Annotated in this window: 18 protein-coding genes; 11 read left to right on the top strand and 7 right to left on the bottom strand. The window is 64.3% G+C overall.

Annotated elements, in window-relative coordinates; translation table 11 throughout:
• Window positions 1-116 precede the first annotated feature (116 nt).
• From recO to XH81_RS05235, 6 genes are all read left to right on the top strand, one after another.
• Window positions 117-869, top strand: coding sequence for a DNA repair protein RecO (recO, locus tag XH81_RS05260; protein WP_028144253.1), 753 nt, complete (start codon window positions 117-119; stop codon window positions 867-869).
• Between the two features lie 101 nt (window positions 870-970).
• Window positions 971-1,258, top strand: coding sequence for a hypothetical protein (locus XH81_RS05255; protein WP_028144254.1), 288 nt, complete (start codon window positions 971-973; stop codon window positions 1,256-1,258).
• Between the two features lie 60 nt (window positions 1,259-1,318).
• Complete coding sequence (parC, locus tag XH81_RS05250) at window positions 1,319-3,577, top strand: DNA topoisomerase IV subunit A (protein WP_028144255.1); 2,259 nt, start codon at window positions 1,319-1,321, stop codon at window positions 3,575-3,577.
• 374 nt (window positions 3,578-3,951) lie between these two features.
• On the top strand, window positions 3,952-5,496 hold the full coding sequence (locus XH81_RS05245; RefSeq protein WP_271596066.1) for a GMC family oxidoreductase: 1,545 nt from the start codon (window positions 3,952-3,954) through the stop codon (window positions 5,494-5,496).
• A 1,183-nt stretch (window positions 5,497-6,679) separates the two neighbouring features.
• On the top strand, window positions 6,680-7,285 hold the full coding sequence (locus XH81_RS05240; protein WP_152036339.1) for a hypothetical protein: 606 nt from the start codon (window positions 6,680-6,682) through the stop codon (window positions 7,283-7,285).
• 351 nt (window positions 7,286-7,636) lie between these two features.
• A complete protein-coding gene (locus tag XH81_RS05235) occupies window positions 7,637-8,989 on the top strand; it encodes an adenylate/guanylate cyclase domain-containing protein (protein WP_097668960.1) in 1,353 nt (450 codons plus the stop codon).
• A 182-nt stretch (window positions 8,990-9,171) separates the two neighbouring features.
• Here the strand turns inward: XH81_RS05235 and XH81_RS05230 are convergent, their stop codons facing one another.
• From XH81_RS05230 to XH81_RS05220, 3 genes are all read right to left on the bottom strand, one after another.
• Window positions 9,172-9,390, bottom strand: coding sequence for a hypothetical protein (locus tag XH81_RS05230; protein WP_143279312.1), 219 nt, complete (start codon window positions 9,388-9,390; stop codon window positions 9,172-9,174).
• A 209-nt stretch (window positions 9,391-9,599) separates the two neighbouring features.
• Window positions 9,600-9,911 (bottom strand): hypothetical protein, encoded by a 312-nt coding sequence (locus XH81_RS05225; protein ID WP_097668958.1) that lies wholly within the window; start codon window positions 9,909-9,911, stop codon window positions 9,600-9,602.
• Between the two features lie 165 nt (window positions 9,912-10,076).
• A complete protein-coding gene (locus XH81_RS05220) occupies window positions 10,077-10,391 on the bottom strand; it encodes a dodecin family protein (RefSeq protein WP_271591059.1) in 315 nt (104 codons plus the stop codon).
• 252 nt (window positions 10,392-10,643) lie between these two features.
• Here XH81_RS05220 and XH81_RS05215 point away from each other — a divergent pair, with 252 nt between their 5' ends.
• Both XH81_RS05215 and XH81_RS05210 read left to right on the top strand, forming a co-directional pair.
• Window positions 10,644-10,826, top strand: coding sequence for a hypothetical protein (locus tag XH81_RS05215; protein ID WP_097668957.1), 183 nt, complete (start codon window positions 10,644-10,646; stop codon window positions 10,824-10,826).
• Window positions 10,827-11,004: 178 nt separating this feature from the next.
• Window positions 11,005-11,232, top strand: a complete 228-nt coding sequence (locus XH81_RS05210) for a hypothetical protein (RefSeq protein WP_026202141.1) — start codon at window positions 11,005-11,007, stop codon at window positions 11,230-11,232.
• A 155-nt stretch (window positions 11,233-11,387) separates the two neighbouring features.
• Here XH81_RS05210 and chrA read toward each other — a convergent pair whose 3' ends face one another.
• Together chrA and XH81_RS05200 are read right to left on the bottom strand one after the other, a co-directional pair.
• Window positions 11,388-12,773, bottom strand: a complete 1,386-nt coding sequence (gene chrA / locus XH81_RS05205) for a chromate efflux transporter (RefSeq protein ID WP_271596065.1) — start codon at window positions 12,771-12,773, stop codon at window positions 11,388-11,390.
• Window positions 12,773-13,591: a chromate resistance protein ChrB domain-containing protein gene (locus XH81_RS05200; RefSeq protein ID WP_028144262.1), complete on the bottom strand. Its 819-nt coding sequence runs from the start codon at window positions 13,589-13,591 to the stop codon at window positions 12,773-12,775. The genes chrA and XH81_RS05200 overlap by 1 nt, the downstream gene beginning before the upstream one ends.
• Before the next feature lie 196 nt (window positions 13,592-13,787).
• Between XH81_RS05200 and dmeF the strand changes: the two genes are divergently transcribed.
• Both dmeF and XH81_RS05190 read left to right on the top strand, forming a co-directional pair.
• A complete protein-coding gene (dmeF, locus tag XH81_RS05195) occupies window positions 13,788-14,753 on the top strand; it encodes a CDF family Co(II)/Ni(II) efflux transporter DmeF (RefSeq protein WP_038950902.1) in 966 nt (321 codons plus the stop codon).
• A gap of 81 nt (window positions 14,754-14,834) precedes the next feature.
• A complete protein-coding gene (locus tag XH81_RS05190) occupies window positions 14,835-15,665 on the top strand; it encodes an N-acyl homoserine lactonase family protein (RefSeq protein WP_028144264.1) in 831 nt (276 codons plus the stop codon).
• Between the two features lie 5 nt (window positions 15,666-15,670).
• Here the strand turns inward: XH81_RS05190 and XH81_RS05185 are convergent, their stop codons facing one another.
• Window positions 15,671-15,862 carry a hypothetical protein gene (locus XH81_RS05185; protein ID WP_028144265.1) on the bottom strand — a complete coding sequence of 64 codons (192 nt, stop codon included), beginning with the start codon at window positions 15,860-15,862 and terminating at the stop codon, window positions 15,671-15,673.
• Window positions 15,863-15,893: 31 nt separating this feature from the next.
• Window positions 15,894-17,051 (bottom strand): MFS transporter, encoded by a 1,158-nt coding sequence (locus tag XH81_RS05180; protein WP_028144266.1) that lies wholly within the window; start codon window positions 17,049-17,051, stop codon window positions 15,894-15,896.
• 165 nt (window positions 17,052-17,216) lie between these two features.
• On the opposite strand from XH81_RS05180, the gene XH81_RS05175 reads away from it, so the two are divergent.
• Window positions 17,217-18,476, top strand: a complete 1,260-nt coding sequence (locus tag XH81_RS05175; protein ID WP_028144267.1) for an adenylate/guanylate cyclase domain-containing protein — start codon at window positions 17,217-17,219, stop codon at window positions 18,474-18,476.

Genomic DNA, 18,476 nt, shown 5'->3' with positions numbered 1-18,476 from the left:
GCGCGCCCTTGCGCGCCGTGCCCACCACAATCAATTTGCATCGGGTGGATCAAATTGGTGGGCACGCTTCGCTTTGCCCACCCTACGACAGCTCGAAATGCGGTAAGATTCCTCCCATGGAATGGACCGACGAAGGCATCGTGCTGGGCGTGCGGCGGCATGGCGAATCCAGCGCCATCGTCGAGCTCCTGACCCGCGGGCACGGTCGTCATCTCGGCCTCGTCCGCGGCGGCGCCGGCTCGCGGATGCGGCCCTTGCTGCAGCCGGGGAACAGCGTCAGCGCGGTGTGGCGGGCTCGGCTCGACGAGCATCTCGGCACCTATGCCATCGAGGGATTGAAGCTGCGTGCGGCCACGTTGCTCGGATCATCCCATGGCGTCTACGGCGTCACCCATCTCGCCTCGATTGCGCGCCTCCTGCCGGAGCGCGATCCGCATGAGGAGATCTTTGCGCTGCTCGAACATTCGCTCGACGATTTCGAGGATATCGGTGGTGCGGCCGTGCACCTCATCCATTTCGAGCTGGCGATGCTCGCCGAGCTCGGCTTCGGGCTGGCCCTGGAAAACTGTGCGGTCACAGGCGAGACCACGGACCTGATCTATGTCTCGCCGAAATCCGGCGGCGCGGTGTCGCGCGGCGCGGGCGAGCCGTGGCGCGACCGCTTGTTGCGCCTGCCGCCGTTTCTGCGCCAGGGCGAGACCGCAAGCGACCTCACCGAGCAGGATCTCCAGGACGGCTTTCGGCTCACCGGCCTGTTCCTGCTCCGCCATGTGCTGGAGCCGCGTGGACTGGGCCATTCCGACGCGCGCGCGGGCTTCATCAACGCCTTGATCCGGCAGCAGGCGAAGGCGGCAATTCCCGCGCCATGAGCCGAGCGGGACTCTGCTTTGCCTCCGGGCATGGCGTTCCGGGGAACGAAGTAGGGCTGGTTGAGTTCGCTTCCTCAGGTTCCATAGCGGGGACAGCCTAAATGTTGATCAGAGGATTCGCCTTGTCCGCGGCGCTGCTTGCGTTTGCGCCTGATGCAATGGCCGGCGAGCCGCAACCCGGCGTGTTTCGCCGGGCGTCCTGTACGGTCGTCCGGTACTATGTGGCGAAATATTCTGCTGCGGCCGCAGAGACATGGGCGCGGTCGAAGGGAGCGACGGAGGCTGAAATCGAGGCCGCCCGGCGGTGCCTGACCAATGTGCCGGCGCCGGCCCAAACGCCTGGTGGGACCCAGACCCAGACCGTGACAGCCGGCTGGGCCGGGCATTAGCCGCCCACAGGGAACCAATCCATCCTTGCCCGATTCGCTTCCACGGTTTAACCGGGCGGCATGGGAAAACGAATCGTTCCGCCGGAAGAACCGGCCGAAATTCACGAGGTGCCGCTGCGTGAAGCGCTCGAGGAGCGTTATCTCGCCTATGCGCTCTCCACCATCATGCACCGCGCGCTGCCCGACGCGCGCGACGGCCTGAAGCCGGTTCACCGTCGTATCCTCTACGGCATGCGCCTGCTCAGGCTCGACCCCGGCACGGCCTTCAAGAAATCCGCAAAAATCGTCGGCGACGTGATGGGCTCGTTCCATCCGCATGGCGACCAGGCGATCTACGACGCCATGGTGCGCCTCGCGCAGGACTTCTCCTCGCGCTATCCGCTGGTCGACGGCCAGGGCAATTTCGGCAATATCGACGGCGATAATCCCGCCGCCTACCGCTACACCGAAGCGCGCATGACCGACGTCGCGCGGCTTCTGCTCGACGGCATCGACGAGGATGGCGTCGAGTTCCGCGCCAATTACGACGGCCAGTCGAAGGAGCCGGTCGTGCTGCCCGGCGGCTTCCCGAACCTGCTCGCCAACGGCGCGCAGGGAATCGCGGTCGGCATGGCGACCTCGATCCCGCCGCACAACGCGGCCGAGCTTTGCGAAGCCGCGCTGCATCTGATCGAGAAGCCGGACGCCAAGTCCAAGGCGCTGATGCGGTGGGTCAAGGGGCCCGATTTCCCGACCGGCGGCATCTGCGTCGATTCCAAGCAGGCCATCGCCGAAGCCTACACCACCGGCCGCGGCTCGTTCCGCGTTCGCGCGCGGTGGGAGCAGGAGGAGGGCGCGCGAGGCGCCTGGGTCGTCGTCGTCACCGAGATTCCCTTCCTGGTGCAGAAGTCGCGGCTGATCGAGAAGGTCGCCGAGCTGCTCGACCAGAAGAAGCTTCCGCTGGTCGGCGACATCAGGGACGAATCGGCCGAAGACGTCCGCATCGTCATCGAGCCGAAATCGAAGAACGTCGATCCCGCGCTGATGATGGAATCGCTGTTCCGCCTCACCGAGCTCGAAAACAAGATTCCGCTGAACCTCAACGTGCTGATCAAGGGCCGCGTGCCCAAGGTGGTGGGTCTTGCGGAGTGCCTGCGCGAATGGCTCGACCATCTGCGCGACGTCCTGATCCGCCGCAGCAACTACCGCAAGGCCCAGATCGAGCACCGGCTGGAAGTCCTCGGCGGCCTCCTGATCGCCTATCTGAACATCGACAAGGTCATCAAGATCATCCGCACCGAGGATGAGCCGAAGCCGGCCTTGATGAAGGAGTTCAAGCTCACCGAAGTGCAGGCCGAAGCCATCCTCAACATGCGCCTGCGCTCCTTGCGCAAGCTCGAGGAGATGGAGATCCGCACCGAGGACAAGAACCTCCGTGCCGAACTCAAGGGCATCAACGCGGTGCTGGCCTCGGAAGCCGAGCAGTGGAAGAAGGTCGGCGAGCAGGTCGGCAAGGTCCGCGACATGTTCGGACCGAAGACGCCGCTCGGCAAGCGCCGCACCACTTTTGCCGACGCGCCCGAGCACGATCTGGCCGCGATGGAGGAGGCCCTCGTCGAACGCGAGCCGGTGACGGTCGTGGTCTCCGACAAGGGTTGGATCCGCACCATGAAGGGCCATGTCGAGGATCTCTCGGGGCTCGCCTTCAAGCAGGACGACAAGCTCGGCTTCGCGTTTTTCGCCGAGACGACCTCGAAGCTGCTGCTGTTCGCCACCAACGGCAAGTTCTACTCGCTCGATGTCGCGAAGCTGCCAGGCGGCCGTGGCCACGGCGAACCGATCCGCCTGTTCATCGACCTCGAGCAGGAGGCGGCGCCCGTCGCGCTGTTCGTCAACAAGGGCGGACGCAAATTCCTGGTCGCGAGCAGTGAGGGCCAGGGCTTTGTCGTCAACGAGGACGATTGCGTCGGCACCACCAAGAAGGGCAAGCAGGTCCTCAACGTCGACATGCCGAACGAGGCGCGCGTGGTTACCGAAGTGCTGGGCGACACCGTCGCGGTCATCGGCGAGAACCGCAAGATGCTGATCTTCCCGCTCGACCAGGTGCCGGAGATGGCGCGCGGCCGCGGCGTGCGGCTGCAGAAGTACAAGGACGGCGATCTCTCCGACGTTGCCGTGTTCGAGGCCAAGGCGGGCCTGACCTGGAAGGACTCCGCGGGCCGCGAGTTCTCCGCGACCATGAAGGAGCTGGCGGAGTGGCAGGGCACCCGCGCCGACGCCGGCCGCCTGCCGCCGAAGGGTTTCCCGAAGTCGAACAAGTTCGGCCGGGGGATCGGGTAGGGCGGGCTCGCGTCCCGGACGCGCTGCAACGCTCTTGGCGTTGCTGCGCAGAGCCGGGACCCATGCTGCACGGATTGCTCTGAGACATGGGCCCCGGCTCTGCAACGCACCGCCGAAGTGGCGCTGCGCTGCGTCCGGGGCACTCGTCAATGTGTGGTACACATCTGTCTCCCCTTCGCCATTGCGAGCGAAGCGACTTGTCCGCCGAAGCCTTTGGCGAAGGCGGGTGCAATCCAGAATCTCTCCGCGGCGGCAGTCTGGATTGCTTCGTCGCTTCGCTCCTCGCAATGACGCGCGGCGAAAGCGCCACTGTCCAAATGCCATCCTGCTGATATCATCAGCCATCCCGGTATTCTCAGTTGAGACCTAACGCGATGTACGATGTCATTGTTGTCGGCGGCGGCTCCGCTGGCGCGGCTGTTGCGGCACGGCTGTCCGAGGATCCTGCGCAGCGCGTGCTGCTGCTTGAGGCCGGCCGCGACTGGCGCGCCGATGAGGCGCCCTGGGAGGTGCGGACGCCGAATCCGATCCCGATCATCCACAAGCGCGAGTACCAGGAGAAATGGCAGTGGCCTGATCTGTTGTCGCGCCGCGTTGCCGGGCAGGAGGCGCGCTTCTACTGGCGCGGCAAGGGGCTCGGCGGCTCCTCGATGATGAACGGCCAGATCGCGATCCGCGGCGTTGCCGATGCGTTCGACGAATGGGCCAACAATGGCTGCACCGGCTGGTCGGCCAGGGAGGTGATGCCGCTATTCTCCGTGATCGAGGACGATCTGGAGTTCGGCGATGCCGAGGGCCACGGCCGCGGCGGGCCGCTGCCGGTCTATCGCGCGCCGCCGGAGACTTGGGGACCGATCGATCGCGGCTTGCGCGATGCGGCGCTGGCGAGCGGCTATCCCTGGTGCGCCGACCTCAACGGCCCCGATGGCGAGGGCGTTGCCTGCTATCCCATCAACAGCCGCAACAGCCGCCGCATCAGCACCAATGAAGGTTATCTCGAGCCGGCGCGCGGGCGCGCCAATCTGGAGATCCGCGGCCATGCGCTGGTCGATCGCGTCCTGATCAGCGACGGAAGGGCAACCGGAGTCCGTGTTCATGTCGAAGGGCAGGGCACCCACGAGATCATCGCGCGGCAGATCGTGCTGTGCGCCGGCGCCATCCACAGTCCGGCGATCCTGTTGCGCTCGGGCGTCGGCCCGGCCGAGGAATTGAAGGCGATGGGAATTGGCGTCGCGCGCGACCTGCCGGTCGGCCGCCACTACTTCGATCACCCGCTGTTTCGCACCACGATTCAGCTTCGCGAGGAGCTGCGTCCCACCGACCCCGACACCCGTCACACCAATTGCTGCGTGACCTATTCCTCGGGTCTCGCCGAGGGCGGCAAGCGCGACATGATCCTGATCGCCTTCAATCATCGCGGCATCGGCAATCCCGGGTCGATCGGTGCGGGCCTGTTCAACGCCTATTCGCGCGGCACGCTGAAGCTGGCCTCGACCGACCCCGCGATCGATCCCGTGGTCGAGGAGAACATGCTGGCCGATCCCCGCGACATGTTGCGCATGATGGATGCGGTGAGACGGCTCGCCGTGATCACGTCGCAGTCGGCGCTCTCAGGCATCGCGGACTGGATCCGGCTCGCCGACACCGATCTGACGCTGCCGCAGGCAGCTGCCCTGCCGGATCACGAACTCGATGCGGTGCTGCGCCGTGAGACCGGCGACATCCAGCACGCCGCCGGCAGCTGCCGCATGAGCGGCGCCGGGGATGCCGACGGCGTGGTCAATCCTGATGGCACCGTGAAAGGCGTCGCGAGCTTGCGCGTCGCCGACGCCTCGATCATGCCGTCCGACTGCCGCGCCAACACGCATTTCACCACGGTGGTGATCGGCGAAGCGATCGCGCGGATGATGATGCGGTAGCGGAATTGAGGGAGGCGCAGGGCGTCACAACACCGGTGTCATGCCTCGGCTTGACCGGGGCATCCAGTACGCCGCGGCGTCTTTTATCCGTCACGATTGCCTCTGAGATACTGGGTCGCCCGGTCAAGCCGGCGACGACACCGCGGGTGAGGTCAGGCCACCGTCACGTCAATGGTCATTTCCAACAGCAGGCGCACGTTCGCATTCTCGCGGCGCGTCTCGTCCGAGTCTTGCTTCTCGCACGCCCTCGAAAATGACAAGGGCGCAGGGAAGGCCGGGCGCCGGCTGGCACCCGAGATCCGTGCGCGACAGAAATGCACACGGGGCGGATCACAGGTGTTGCCGGTCGCCCGGCCTTCCCTGCGCGAATGGTTTTAACGGTGTCCTTCGTGCTCTCCTCGGGGAGCGTTGCACTATTGCCCCCGTCGCCTTGCGGATGATCGATGCGCGCGCCGGTCGGCCGCCACATCACCGCAAGACTTGACGCACAGACCCCGGGCGTCGGGACCACACGACTTCTCCGTCCGCGCACGTCCTCGCTGGGAATCCGAGGGGTGGCGTGTGCTCGCCCCCGAAGCCATGCGAAGACGCTGTCAGCGTCGTGTCGTTCGCGCGGAAAGCCATTGCTCACGGCTGAAGCCGCCCTGCAATGCCCATCGCGCCCGACGCCGTCGCGTCCATCGCTGCCCAGCCCGCGGTTCGTGACGATCGCGATCCGCCCCTCGTCTCGGGCCAGGGTGATCAGTCTGTACGACAAATCCGAATTTCGATAAAGTGGAATATTTTGCGGGACGGGGCTTGACGGGCGACGTAGCGGAATTGGTCGGCTGTTTTGCCCGACGGGCGCGCTGCGACGAGCGTTTTTTTTGAGGACGGGTGTTCGCGAATGGCAGCTTCCAAGGGCAAAGCGGAAGTCGTTCCGCTTGGTCGCCATCGACGGCTTGCGACCCGGCCGGAAGCTGACCGAGTTCGTGTATGAACCATTTGAATTGTGACCCCGACCAAGGGTCGAAGAGGGTTCGGGGAAATAGCGATAGGCGATCTTTGGCCGCTCCCGACGCCCCAGAAGCGATCGGGCGAGTGAAGAAGGCTTTGAGCCAAAATGATGAGCAATCGAGCTATGCAGAAGCGCTCAACCTTCAATGTAAGGCAATTCGGAGTTGATGGTCGAAAGACGTTCTTCTTGCTGCTTCTCCTTTTCGCGATCCCCGCGGGCGACTGCTCCGCGCAGACACCTCCGCCCCCAGTCAGCGAACATGCGTTCGAGCGCGTGCCGCCGACAGTCGTGAAGAGATTGGCGACCCGCTTTTCGCTAGGCGCATTCGCCGGCCGCTTCGAGGAGACGCGGCTCGGCGCGGTTCGTGAAGCCGTGGGCGAAGGGACCGTCCAACACCAGGGCGACGCTGGAGGTAGCATCTATTGGCTGTGCTATAGGCGCGCGCAGCATCGATTATGGGTCGTGTCCAGCGGAGAGATGGGCGGCCCGGACCATCTTGTCACAGAGGTCGTGGAAGAGCTCACCGAGAAAGACACCGAGACCTCGGCAGATTGCGCCATCATCCCGGAAAAGTTCGCGCCCCTCGTCTTCGACGGCAAGCTGCATTTGGGTATGTCGCGTTTGGAGGTAGTCAAGGCGCTGGGACCGCCGTCGAAGTCGGAAGCTGCTCAGATGGTGTATTACCACGAAGGAAAGCTCGCGGACGGTTTCGACGAGACCGCATGGTTCGTTCTCCGATTTCGTGAGAAAAAGCTCGTGTCCATGCGCGGCGGCAAGACCACGACGAATTGAAGTGGCAGCTATCCGCTCAATCTGGCGCTAAAGAGACGTTGTCTCTCGGTCATAAAGCAGACGCCACTTCGGGCGCCAAGGTCCGCTTTTGCCCCTTGCCGAAGGTCTCGCTGGTCATTGGAATGTCGCCCCACAGAGGTAGAGCGGACATCGTTTGGTTCGGCTGGAGGCGCGGCTTTTGACCCGAAGCAGACGTCGCGGCCGATTGGGTGTCACCATCGATTCCCTCAATCGCTTCCTACCGGCCGTGCGGCGGTCGAGCACATCAATTTTCGACTGAATTTCGCTGGCCTGACGCGGAATGAGGTGCGACACTCGCGTCGCGCGGTTTTTGTCACGCAGTAGGCCAGCATGGCTGACATCCCGGCCACTCGCTATGTTAAAAGTGACGACGTCCATATTGCCTATCAGGTGATTGGTGACGGTCCGCGCGACCTGCTGTTCGTCCCGGGTTTTGTCTCCAATCTTGAGGCGCTCTGGCAATCGCCGGCGCGCACCGCCTTTTTCTGCAGGCTTGCAAGGTTTGCGCGGATCATCATGTTCGATAAACGCGGCACCGGAATGTCCGATCGCGGCTCCCAGATATTCACGCTTGAACAGCGGATGCACGACGTGCAGGCAGTGTTGGACCAGGTCGGCTCCCGACGGGCCACCTTGTTCGGAATATCAGAGGGCGGTCCGATGTCGTTGCTCTATGCGGCGACCTATCCCGAGCGCACGTCGGCTCTGGTGCTTTACGGCACCTATGCACGACGCTCGTGGGCGCCTGACTATACATTCGCATGGACAGATGCGCAGTGGAGCACTTTCCTGGATGACATAGAGCACCACTGGGGCACGACTGATGCAATGAGTTTGCTGATGTGGGCGCCCAGCGTTGCCGGGAACAAGCACGCAGTCGAGCAAATTGCTGCCTACTTCAGGGCCTCGGCAAGCCCAGGCGCGGCATCTGCAATCATGCGTATGAACCGGGACATCGATGTCAGAGATATCCTGCCTGTCACGCGCGTACCGACGTTGATTTTGCATCGCACCGACGACCGCGTCATCGACGTAAAGCATGCCCGCTACATGAGCCAGCGGATTCCGCGCGCCAAACTGATTGAGCTCAACGGCGAGGACCATATGGTCTGGGTTGGCAATCAGGATGCAATTCTTGACGAGGTCGAAGAGTTCGTCACCGGGCATCGGCAAACAGCGGAGCCCGACAGGGTGCTTGCGACTGTGCTGTTCGTCGACATTGCGGGATCGACGGAACGCGCCGCCGCACTCGGCGACGGCGCCTGGCACGTGCTGCTCGATGCGTTCTATGCCAAAGCGCGGGGCGCGCTCGGCCAGTATCGAGGGCGCGAAATCAACACCGCCGGCGACGGGTTTCTTGCCACGTTCGACGGCCCGGCCCGCGCCGTGCGTTGCGCCAGCGCAATCCGTGATGCGGTGCGCCCGCTCGATCTGAAGATCCGTTGCGGTTTGCATACCGGCGAATGCGAATTCGTCGCTCACGACATTGTCGGCATTGCTGTACATATTGGCGCGCGTGTAGCGGCGCTAGCTGCCCCGGGTGAAGTTCTGGTCTCGCAAACGGTCCGCGATCTCGTGGCAGGATCCGGATTGGCCTTCGAAGAGAAAGGTACTCACCTGCTCAAGGGAGTCCCCGACCGTTGGCGTCTGTTCCGCGCCGTAACGGGCGAGCGCTTCGGTTGACGGCCTCTTTCATATTAGGCCAAGTCTGCGATGTCGCTTGTTGGCCCATCAGCGAAGCGACGCGCTCTCGGATTGACGTCCGCTCCGTGCGGCATGGCGGACTGGATCTGCTCACCCCGAGTTCTTCGCATTTTGACCCCAACTGAGACATTGGCGCTGGGCGTCTGTCGCTCGTTTTGCGTTCAGGACCACGGCGGCTCTTCGCTCGTCCCGGCTGCCTCGTGGCGGATCGTGACATCCGCCGAACGCAACCCGGTCAGCAATACAGTTCTGACAGAGGCAGCATCAAATCCAATATCCTTGGCATTTGGTGGATGTGCCTCGGTGTTCTTCAATCGGAGCGCAAGGTGCAATTGCTCGCAAAGGTGCTGAACGACGAGATTGACCTGATCGTCAGTCATGATCGGCTTCTCCTGCGGCCATTCTGCTACCCAACAGGTAGCGCACTTGACAATCGGACGGTACGCGATTGGACCGCCCATGGGATCACTCTGTGCGATGACCATGGGCGGATGAATGAGACGCATTCGGTTCGCTACAAGGCGCGAGTCCGAAATTCGACGACATCAGCAAGAGGGCGGCGCTCCGACGCAACTGGCGGCGTTTACGGCTACTTTATGCCCGAGGACCCATTAGGCTCTATGTGCACCAAAACCTCGCCGGTTGTGATTTCGGGAACTCCAAGATCGAGGTCAGGTAGACTTGCTTGAACAAACGCCAGTATCTTGGCATTTGCTGCATTGGCGCTTTCGCGGTCGTCAAATATCATCACAGCGATACCAGCACCGTCGCCCGCATCCAGCACATAGTAAGATTTGAATCCGTGCGATTGCCTTAGGATCTCGCCGACGCCGCTCTTGGCGCGGCGAGCAGCGTCCGCTACCGAACGAACCTTGGTATACTTGCGAATGACCATGTACATGGGGCCACCACGCGCCACACGCCCGCACGCATCAAAGCACATCGGCCCTAGTCGGACTAGGGCCTACTCCGGGATGGGTCACACCGCCCGGTTGGGCGGACCGCGCAACGCGCCTTTTCCAATGAGCCATCCTCGCCCCGCAAGTGGAGGCCGAGGTGCTGAGGCTCAGGAGCCCTCGAACTTGAACGATACGTTGAGCTTGGCGCGATAGGCCTCAACTTTTCCGTTCTCATCCAGTTGCATATCGAGCTTGATGACCTCTGCAACGCGAAGATCCCGGAGAGATTTCGCAGCTTGCTCGACCGCATTGGCGGCCGCCTTCTCCCACGAGTCGCTGCTGGTACCGACCAGTTCTATGACCTTGTAGACGCTATCAGGCATGTCGTCCTCCTGTTCGGTATGACCGAGGAAATCTAGCATCAGGATCTCGACGCTGATACGCGGCTCTTGGCTCCGAATGGACTGCCGGGCCTGCGCCATCGTGTCCGCTCATGGCGGATCGATGGAAAAGCGTCCGATTGGCTGTCTCTTTTCAGTCTGCCCGGACCGGAAGGCAGCACGATCCGGTTGGCGCGCAAGCTCACGCTCGAACAAAACGGCTATGGCTCGCGCCGATCGCGAGAAAGTTGCCCCAAGGAAGGAAGCTCTGGCTCGCACGCGGACCATCTCGGTCACCTGCCTCGCCGAAAAAGGGGTAAAGTGCCCCAGGGCTCACATCCGAGGAGCAACAACATGACCCTACTCCCCGAGCTGGTTCCCGCCAGGATCGACTGGCATGTCTTCGCGGTTATGAGCAACGCGATTCCGCCTCGAGATCCTGATGACGACGAAGAAGATGACGACGAAGAGGATGAGGACGAAGAGGATGAGGAAACCGACGAATCGCCGGTCGTGCGCGAGCCGGACGAAGACTAAGCGGGATGCTTGGAGGTAGCCTGAGCTTCGGTGAGGGCGATCCCCAGCCTTGCGTGCGGCGCGCTGGTGCGTCCGGCGGCTTTCAAGGTCGGTCTGATTTCGAGAGCCGCGGATAGACGCTGAATGGACCAAAGTTTCGGCGCAGCTCTATCGGCGTTCACGGGTAGAGGAGGTGAGCATGACCCTCATATGGCTTGGTGTGCTGCTTGTGTTCGGCGGCATACTCCAGATGGCGTTTCAGCCCATCTGGCGAGGCCGATTCAGCGGTGGAAGGTGGCTTCGCTCCGGGCGTGACACGCTGGAGCCTGAAAGGCCAGGTGGCGGCTTCGGCATCAAATCGAACTGGCCTGGACTTGTGATGGTCGCACTTGGCGGCACTTTCTTGCTGGCCGGAGCTGCCATCTGAGCTGAAACGAATGTCTCGGGCGTCGCCCGTTATCTGGCGGCGCCAATGTGCTGGGGCCGTGTCTCTTCCTGGCCCAAAGCCACCATCCAGCTCCGCCGGCTTCGATGTCGCCTTCCAACCGCAAACCGGACACAACGAACCGACGCGTGCGTGCCTCAAATCACCCCCGCCATCCGCAGCGCCACCCCGGCCGCGCATGAGCCCGCAAGCACGGTCAGCATCCCCAGCTTGAACCGGAAGATCGCAGTTGCTGCCGCGATTGCCAGCACCAGTGCGGGGAGATCGACGCTCGTCAGCACCGGCCTGTCGAAATCCAGCGGAAACGCATGCACCGGCACCGTCTCGCGGAACAGCGTGTGCAACGCGAACCAGATCGAGAGGTTGAGGATCACGCCGACGACGGCGGCGGTGATTGCGCTGAGCGCGCCGGCGAGGCCCGTGTTGCCGCGGAGCCGCTCGATATAGGGCGCGCCGACGAAGATCCAGAGGAAGCAGGGCGTGAAGGTGACCCAGGTCGCGAGCAGTCCGCCATACGTCGCAGCCAACAACGGCGACAGGCCGCCCGGATCGCGGAACGCGGCCATGAAGCCCACGAACTGGAGCACCATGATCAGCGGGCCCGGCGTGGTCTCGGCCATGCCGAGGCCGTCGAGCATCTCGTGCGGCTTCAGCCAATGATAGTGCTCGACCGCCTGTTGGGCGACATAAGCCAGCACGGCATAAGCGCCGCCGAAAGTCACCAGCGACATTTTGGAGAAGAACAGCGCGATCTGGCTGAACACGTTGCCTTGCCCGAGCGCGAGCAGCAACACGACCACCGGCACGAGCCAGAGCGCCAGCCAGAACGCGCCGACGCCGATCGCGCGCGCGGTGTTGGGACGCACATGCTCGGGCACGGCTTCGCCGAGCATGCTGTCGATCAATGCCGTGCTGTCGCCATGGCCGTGACCGGCGGGGGCGAATTCGCCACGGCCGCTCCGCGCGCCAGCGTAGCCGATAAGGCCGGCGGCGATGATGATGATCGGGAAGGGGACGGCGAAGAAGAAGATCGCGACGAAGGCGATTGCCGCCAGCGCGATCATGACGCGGTTCTTCAACGCGCGCTTGCCGACGCGCACCACGGCCTCGACGACGATGGCGAGCACGGCGGCCTTCAGCCCGAAGAACAGCGCCTCGACGAAGCTGACATTGCCGTAGATGGCGTAGATGTAGCTGAGGCCCATGATGGTGATGATGCCGGGCAGGATGAACAGGCCGCCCGCCATCAGTCCGCCGGGGGTGCGATGCATCAGCCAGCCGACATAGGTCGCGAGCTGCTGGGCCTCCGGTCCCGGCAGCAGCATGCAGTAGTTCAGCGCATGCAGGAAGCGGCCTTCGGAGATCCATTTCTTCTCCTCGACCAGGATGCGGTGCATCACCGCGATCTGGCCCGCAGGCCCGCCGAAGCTCAGGCAGGCGACGCGGAGCCAGACGCGAAAGGCTTCACCGAAGCTGATGCCGTGACCGGCATCAGCTCCAGCTTGAACGTTACGGGTGTCCATTAAGCCTTCACCTTGTTGGTCGGCCAGTTGTGGGTCTCGGTGGTGGCATCACGGCACCAGCGGTAGAAGGCGTCGTACAGCGTCATGCCGGCCTCGAGCTGCGCGAGGTCGTCGTCATACATCCGCGACAGCCCGAGCGAGGCCGCGAGCAGGCCGGGCGCCTCCGGCGCGAGGTCGGGCCGCGCGGTGTCGGCGCCGCGCACCAGCGTGGCCAGCCGCAGCAAAGGCGGCGTTGCAATGCCGAACTCCTCGATCATCACGTCGAAAGTGCAGAGCTCGCCGCGGTGGCTCCAAAACACGTTCTCGATGTCGAAGGGGGCAGCATTGAATCGCTCGCCGACGGCGACCACCTCGGACGGCGCCACGTACAGGAACACCGCATTGGGATCGACGAAGCGGCGGATCAGCCAGGGGCAGGCGATGCGGTCGACCTTGGGTCGGGCCCGCGTGACCCAGACGGTGCGGCCCTTGGCATCGCGTGGCGGCAGCTTGCGGGCGTCGACCAGCGGCAGCTTGGCCGCCTTCCAGCCCTCGAAGCCGCCCTCCAGCGTCTCGGCCTCCACGCCGAGCTGGCGGAGCCAGGCCGCCGTGCCCTGCGCGAGCTTCTCACCGCGGAAGCACGAGACGACGGCCCGGCGGCCGGCGAAGTCGCCGCCCCAGTCCGTCACATTGTCGTGGCTGAGCTTGATGGAGCCGGGGATCAGCCGTCGGTCGGCGGCAAAATCCTCGTCGGTGCGCACATCGATCAGGGCAGGGCCGTTCGCCGTGCCGATCAGCCGTGCCAATTTGTCAGATGATATGGTCGTGAACGTAGACATGATGCGTCCTCGCATAAATCGAACGGGACGCGATACTTGGGCATGTCGCCTCGTGGGGAGATCGCTCAAATCCCCATGGCGCGGATTACAGCGAAACTAGGAAGCACTGTCAATCCGTGGGATGATTGGACCTTCGAAAAGTGATGCACGGCGACTATACTGTCCGCCAACAGAGCTGAATCTCCTGGAGAATTCGATGCATTCCCATTCCATCGAACAATGGACCCACGACCACGCCTTCCTCGGCCAGAAGCACGACGAGAACGAGCGGCGCACCTGGTTCGTGGTCGTCCTGACGCTGGTCATGATGGTCGGTGAGATCGTGGCCGGCTCGCTGTTCGGCTCGATGGCGCTGCTGGCCGACGGCTGGCACATGGGCACGCATGCCGCCGCGCTCGGGATCGCCGCCTTCGCCTATCGATTCGCGCGGCGGCACCTGGGGAATGCGCATTTCACCTTCGGCACCGGCAAGTTCGGCGATCTCGCCGCCTTCGCCAGCGCAATCATCCTCGGCCTGATCGCGGTCGAGATTGCCTATGAGAGCGTGCTGCGGCTGATCAATCCGGTGCCGATCGTCTATGGCGAGGCGATTGCGGTGGCCGCCCTCGGACTGTGCGTCAATCTCGCCAGCGCGTGGCTGCTGCGCGACAGCCACGATCATCACCATCACGGCCATGATCACGGCCACAGCCATGCGCATGATGACCACGACCATGATCATCACGGCCATCACCATCATCACGACAACAATCTTCGCGCGGCCTATGTCCATGTCATGGCCGATGCCGCGACCTCGGTGCTGGCGATCGCAGCTCTTGCCGTCGCCATGTATTCGGGATGGGTCTGGGCCGATCCGGCGGTCGGCCTGATCGGCAGCGTGGTGATCGCGAGCTGGGCGTTCGGCCTGATCAAGACGTCAGGCGCGGTGCTGCTCGACGTGCGCGCCGACGAGAAGCTGGAGCGGGTGATCCGGGCGCGCATGGAGGTCGGCGACGACCGCGTCACCGACCTGCATCTCTGGCAGGTCGGCCCCGGCCATTGCGCCGTCCTGCTCTCGGTGGTGTCCGACAAGCCGAAGCAGCCGGCGGTCTACAAGCGGCGGCTCGCCGGATTGAAGGGCCTCAGCCACATCACGGTGGAGGTCGAGACATGCCCGCATTGACGTGAACCGCGCAAGCGGAATTCCGCGGCGCGGCCGGGGTTGATCCTCGGTCGCAGCCCGCATAGCTCTACCGGAGGAACAATGATGCCCAGGATCACGTTCGCTGTCGCCATCGCTGCACTCGCTTTGTCCGGTTCCGCGGCGCTGGCGCAATCGGAAAAGGCCGGCGTCGAGAAGCTCTATGTGCTCAACTGCGGCGAGGGCACCGCAGGCGATATCTCGCGCTGGACGCCAGGCTTGAACGAAGGCAAGACGATGGACTTCGTCGACACCTGCTATCTCGTCAAGCACAGCAAGGGCTGGTTCCTGTGGGACACCGGCATCGCCGATTCCGTCGCAAGCATGCCCAATGGTCTCGTGCCCGCCGATCCCAAGGCCGTCACCTGGCGCCGGCCGAAGACGCTTGCCGCCCAGATCGAACAGCTTGGGCTGAAGCCCGATGACGTCAAGGCGATGGCGGTCTCGCACACGCATCCCGACCACACCGGCAATGTCGAGCTGTTCCCGCAGGCGACGCTCTTCGTGCAGAAGGCAGAATATGATTGGCCCGGCGCCAACAACGAGCCGCGCTTCAAGCCCTCGCACCCGGTGGAGCTGCTCACAGGCGACAAGGACGTCTTCGGTGACGGCAGCGTGACCATCCTGTCGACGCCCGGCCACACGCCCGGACACCAGTCGCTGCTGGTGAAACTGCCGAAGACCGGCGCGGTAGTGCTGTCGGGCGACGCCGTCCATTTTAGGGATAATTGGGACAACCGCCGCGTCCCCAGCATGAACGTCAACAAGGACCAGAGCGCGGCCTCGATGCAGAAGATCGCCGACACGCTGGCCAACGAGAAGGCGCAGCTCTGGATCAACCACGACAAGGCCCAGCGCGACAGCCAGAAAATGGCGCCGGAGTTTTACGATTAGCCGGCTTAGGTTTTTGGTGCCGTCACTGTGGGCGGGCTCGCGTCCGGCGTCTTCTTGGGCTTGAGGGTGCCGGCGTAGAATGAGATCAGCCAGATCAAGAGGAGGGCGAGGAGGTAGACGCCCCAGGCCTGCGGCGGGGTGGTGGCCCAGCGCAGGAGGCTTTTGAATGTGCGGGGCGGGCCAGCGTCCTCGGTCATGGCCCGCTTGTGCTTGAAACCTCGGGCATGGTCAATCGGGCCGCGGCTTGGTGCGAACCAGGAACAGCGCCGCCAGCGCCGACAGGCTGAGCGCGGACGAGACGATCAGCACCTTGGCGCCCATGAGGTCGATCAGCAGGCCGAAGGTCAGCGGCGCCACCGCCTGCGCCATGCGTGCCGGCGCGCCGATGATGCCGAGACGGTAGCCGAAATCCTTCGGCCCGAAAATCGACAGCGGCAGCGTGCCGCGCGCGATCGTCAAGATGCCGTTGCCCGAGCCGTGGAACAGCGCGAACGCGCTCGCCGCGGCGCCGCCGAAGATCGCAACGATCACCGCGCCGATCGGGTGGGTGAGGCAGGCGAGCCGGGTCGACCACAACGGATGGAAGCGGCTGAGGAAGCCGGCCTCCAGGATGCGCGCGCCGACTTGCGCCGGGCCGATCAGCGCGCCGGCCGCGATCGCCTCGACCGGCGTTGCGCCCGTCGTCTCGAGGATGCGGGGGAAATGCGCGGCCATCGCGCCGGTGACGGTCCAGACCGCCGCGAAGATGAAGGCGAGCAGGATCATGGTGCGGTCGAGCGGCAGATGCGGTTTCTCCGCCGCGGCCGCCGCCTGCTTGGCGCCCTTGATCGTCGGCAGCACGAAGAAATTGAGCGGCAGGCCGATCAGGATGTTGGCGGCCGCCCAGGCAAAGCAGGTCTCGCGCCAGCCGATATGCGACAGGCCCCAGGCCGTGAGCGGCCAGCCGACGGTGGAGGCGAAGCCCGCCATCAGCGTGATACCCGTGATGGGCCTGCGCGCCTCGGTGCCGTAAATGCGCCCCAGGGCGGCGAAGGCGGCGTCGTAGAGCCCCATCGCCATTCCGATTCCGAGCACGAGCCAGGCGATCACCATCACCGGGACGGAATGCGCGAAGCCAAGCAGCGCGAGGCCGGCGGCAATCGTCAGGTTCGAAGCCGACAGCACCTGCCGGCCGCCGACAAGATCGATCTGACGCCCGATGCGCGGGCCGAGCATCGCCGAGATCACCAGCGAGGCCGAGAACGCGCCAAAGATCCAGTTGGAGGAGACGCCGAGGTCGCGCGCCATGGGATCGGCGATCAGCGCCGGCAGATAATAGCTGGACGCCCAGGCCAGGGTCTGCGTGGTCCCGAGCGCCAGGATGATCGGAAGCTGGCGCTGGCTCATAGTCTTGTATTTCTGGTCGGCAGGGACATCGGTTCCATTTGCAGCCGGCACGACAGTGCGTCAACAGCGGTTGCGGCATATTCGACCTGCTGCAGGCGGGCGCCTTGGTTGCATGACGTTCGCGCGTGGCCTTCCGCTCGTCACGAATGCACGCCATAATGGCGTATGCAATTGACCTCGCGCCTTGCGCTGATGAACTGGCTGACCGGCCAGGGGCTCACGGGCCTTCCCGAAATCGACCTGCTCCGCGGCTTCTGCGAGCGCTGCCGCGCCGAAGGGCTGGAGCTGTCGCGTGCGCTGGTCGTGATCGACACGCTGCATCCGATCTACGAGGGCCGCGGCTTCCGCTGGAGCGACCGTCCCAGCAACGAGAGCGACGCGTTCGAATACGGCTCGACCGCCGAGGGCGACGCCGCCGCAAGCTGGCGCCGCTCGGTGTTCTTCCACATGCTGGAGCACGGCCACGACGAGATGGTGATCGATCTGGCCGACGCGCCGTCGATGGATTTCTCGCAGATCGGCGAGCTCGCCGAAAAGGGCCACAAGCACTATCTCGCCTTCGTGCACCGCTTCGGCGAGAATGGCGCGCTCGGCCTGATGGACTGCCTCTATTCCTGCTGGACCACGCGCCGCGACAGCGGCTTCAGCGAGGGTGAGCTGGAGGCGCTGCGCGATCTCGTCCCGGTGCTGGGGCTCGCGATCAAATCGGCGCAGCAGGTCGACATCGCGCGCACGCTCGGGCGCGTCTATCTCGGCCGCGACGCCTCCGAGCAGGTGCTGCGCGGCCGCATCTCGCGCGGCGTCACCGAGCGCATCAACGCCGTGCTCTGGTACTCCGATCTGCGCGGCTCGACCGGAATCAGCGAGAGCATCGGCCCCGACGAGATCATCCCGTTCCTCAACGATTATGCGCAGGCCGTGATCGACGCGATCCACGAGGCCGGCGGCGACGTGCTCAAGCTGATCGGCGACGGCGTGCTCGCGATGTTCTGGGGTGAGGACATGGCGGATGCGCGGCGCGCTGCGCTCCGCGCCGAGCATCTGTTCCGCAAGAACGTCGCGGCGCTGAACCGGCGGCGGGAGGCCGACGGCCGTCCCACCACGTCGGCCTATATCGGCCTGCATGTCGGCGAGGTCTTCTACGGCAATATCGGCAGCGAGGACCGGCTCGATTTCACGGTTGTCGGGCCGACGGTGAACGAAGTCAGCCGCATCGCCTCGATGAGCCGCTCGGTCGACCGCGAGCTGCTGGCATCGGCGGAATTCTACAAGGGCCTGGATGCCGCCGGCCGGCGCTATCTCGTGTCCACCGGCCGCTACGCGCTACGCGGCATCGGCCGCGCGCAGGATCTCTACACGCTCGATCCCGAGGTCGATGCCAGCGAGCCTGTGACGGGGAGCTACGAGCGATATCTGGCGAATTAG

Origin of the sequence: Bradyrhizobium sp. CCBAU 25360, from assembly GCF_028128695.1 — a bacterium.
Classification (GTDB): domain Bacteria; phylum Pseudomonadota; class Alphaproteobacteria; order Rhizobiales; family Xanthobacteraceae; genus Bradyrhizobium; species Bradyrhizobium ottawaense.
The sequence above is the reverse complement of the archived record's forward strand: the minus strand, read 5'-3'. Positions and strand labels throughout refer to the sequence as shown.

Bases quoted from the DNA above. Each gene is read 5' to 3' on its own strand.
- dmeF (WP_038950902.1), top strand. From the start codon at position 13,788: ATGCATTCCCATTCCATCGAACAATGGACCCACGACCACGCCTTCCTC.
- XH81_RS05180 (WP_028144266.1), bottom strand. From the start codon at position 17,051: ATGAGCCAGCGCCAGCTTCCGATCATCCTGGCGCTCGGGACCACGCAG.
- XH81_RS05230 (WP_143279312.1), bottom strand. From the start codon at position 9,390: ATGACTGACGATCAGGTCAATCTCGTCGTTCAGCACCTTTGCGAGCAA.
- XH81_RS05210 (WP_026202141.1), top strand. From the start codon at position 11,005: ATGACCCTCATATGGCTTGGTGTGCTGCTTGTGTTCGGCGGCATACTC.
- parC (WP_028144255.1), top strand. From the start codon at position 1,319: ATGGGAAAACGAATCGTTCCGCCGGAAGAACCGGCCGAAATTCACGAG.
- XH81_RS05200 (WP_028144262.1), bottom strand. From the start codon at position 13,591: ATGTCTACGTTCACGACCATATCATCTGACAAATTGGCACGGCTGATC.
- XH81_RS05245 (WP_271596066.1), top strand. From the start codon at position 3,952: ATGTACGATGTCATTGTTGTCGGCGGCGGCTCCGCTGGCGCGGCTGTT.
- XH81_RS05185 (WP_028144265.1), bottom strand. From the start codon at position 15,862: ATGACCGAGGACGCTGGCCCGCCCCGCACATTCAAAAGCCTCCTGCGC.
- XH81_RS05255 (WP_028144254.1), top strand. From the start codon at position 971: ATGTTGATCAGAGGATTCGCCTTGTCCGCGGCGCTGCTTGCGTTTGCG.
- XH81_RS05175 (WP_028144267.1), top strand. From the start codon at position 17,217: ATGCAATTGACCTCGCGCCTTGCGCTGATGAACTGGCTGACCGGCCAG.
- XH81_RS05225 (WP_097668958.1), bottom strand. From the start codon at position 9,911: ATGTACATGGTCATTCGCAAGTATACCAAGGTTCGTTCGGTAGCGGAC.
- recO (WP_028144253.1), top strand. From the start codon at position 117: ATGGAATGGACCGACGAAGGCATCGTGCTGGGCGTGCGGCGGCATGGC.
- XH81_RS05215 (WP_097668957.1), top strand. From the start codon at position 10,644: ATGACCCTACTCCCCGAGCTGGTTCCCGCCAGGATCGACTGGCATGTC.
- chrA (WP_271596065.1), bottom strand. From the start codon at position 12,773: ATGGACACCCGTAACGTTCAAGCTGGAGCTGATGCCGGTCACGGCATC.
- XH81_RS05190 (WP_028144264.1), top strand. From the start codon at position 14,835: ATGATGCCCAGGATCACGTTCGCTGTCGCCATCGCTGCACTCGCTTTG.
- XH81_RS05235 (WP_097668960.1), top strand. From the start codon at position 7,637: ATGGCTGACATCCCGGCCACTCGCTATGTTAAAAGTGACGACGTCCAT.
- XH81_RS05220 (WP_271591059.1), bottom strand. From the start codon at position 10,391: ATGGCGCAGGCCCGGCAGTCCATTCGGAGCCAAGAGCCGCGTATCAGC.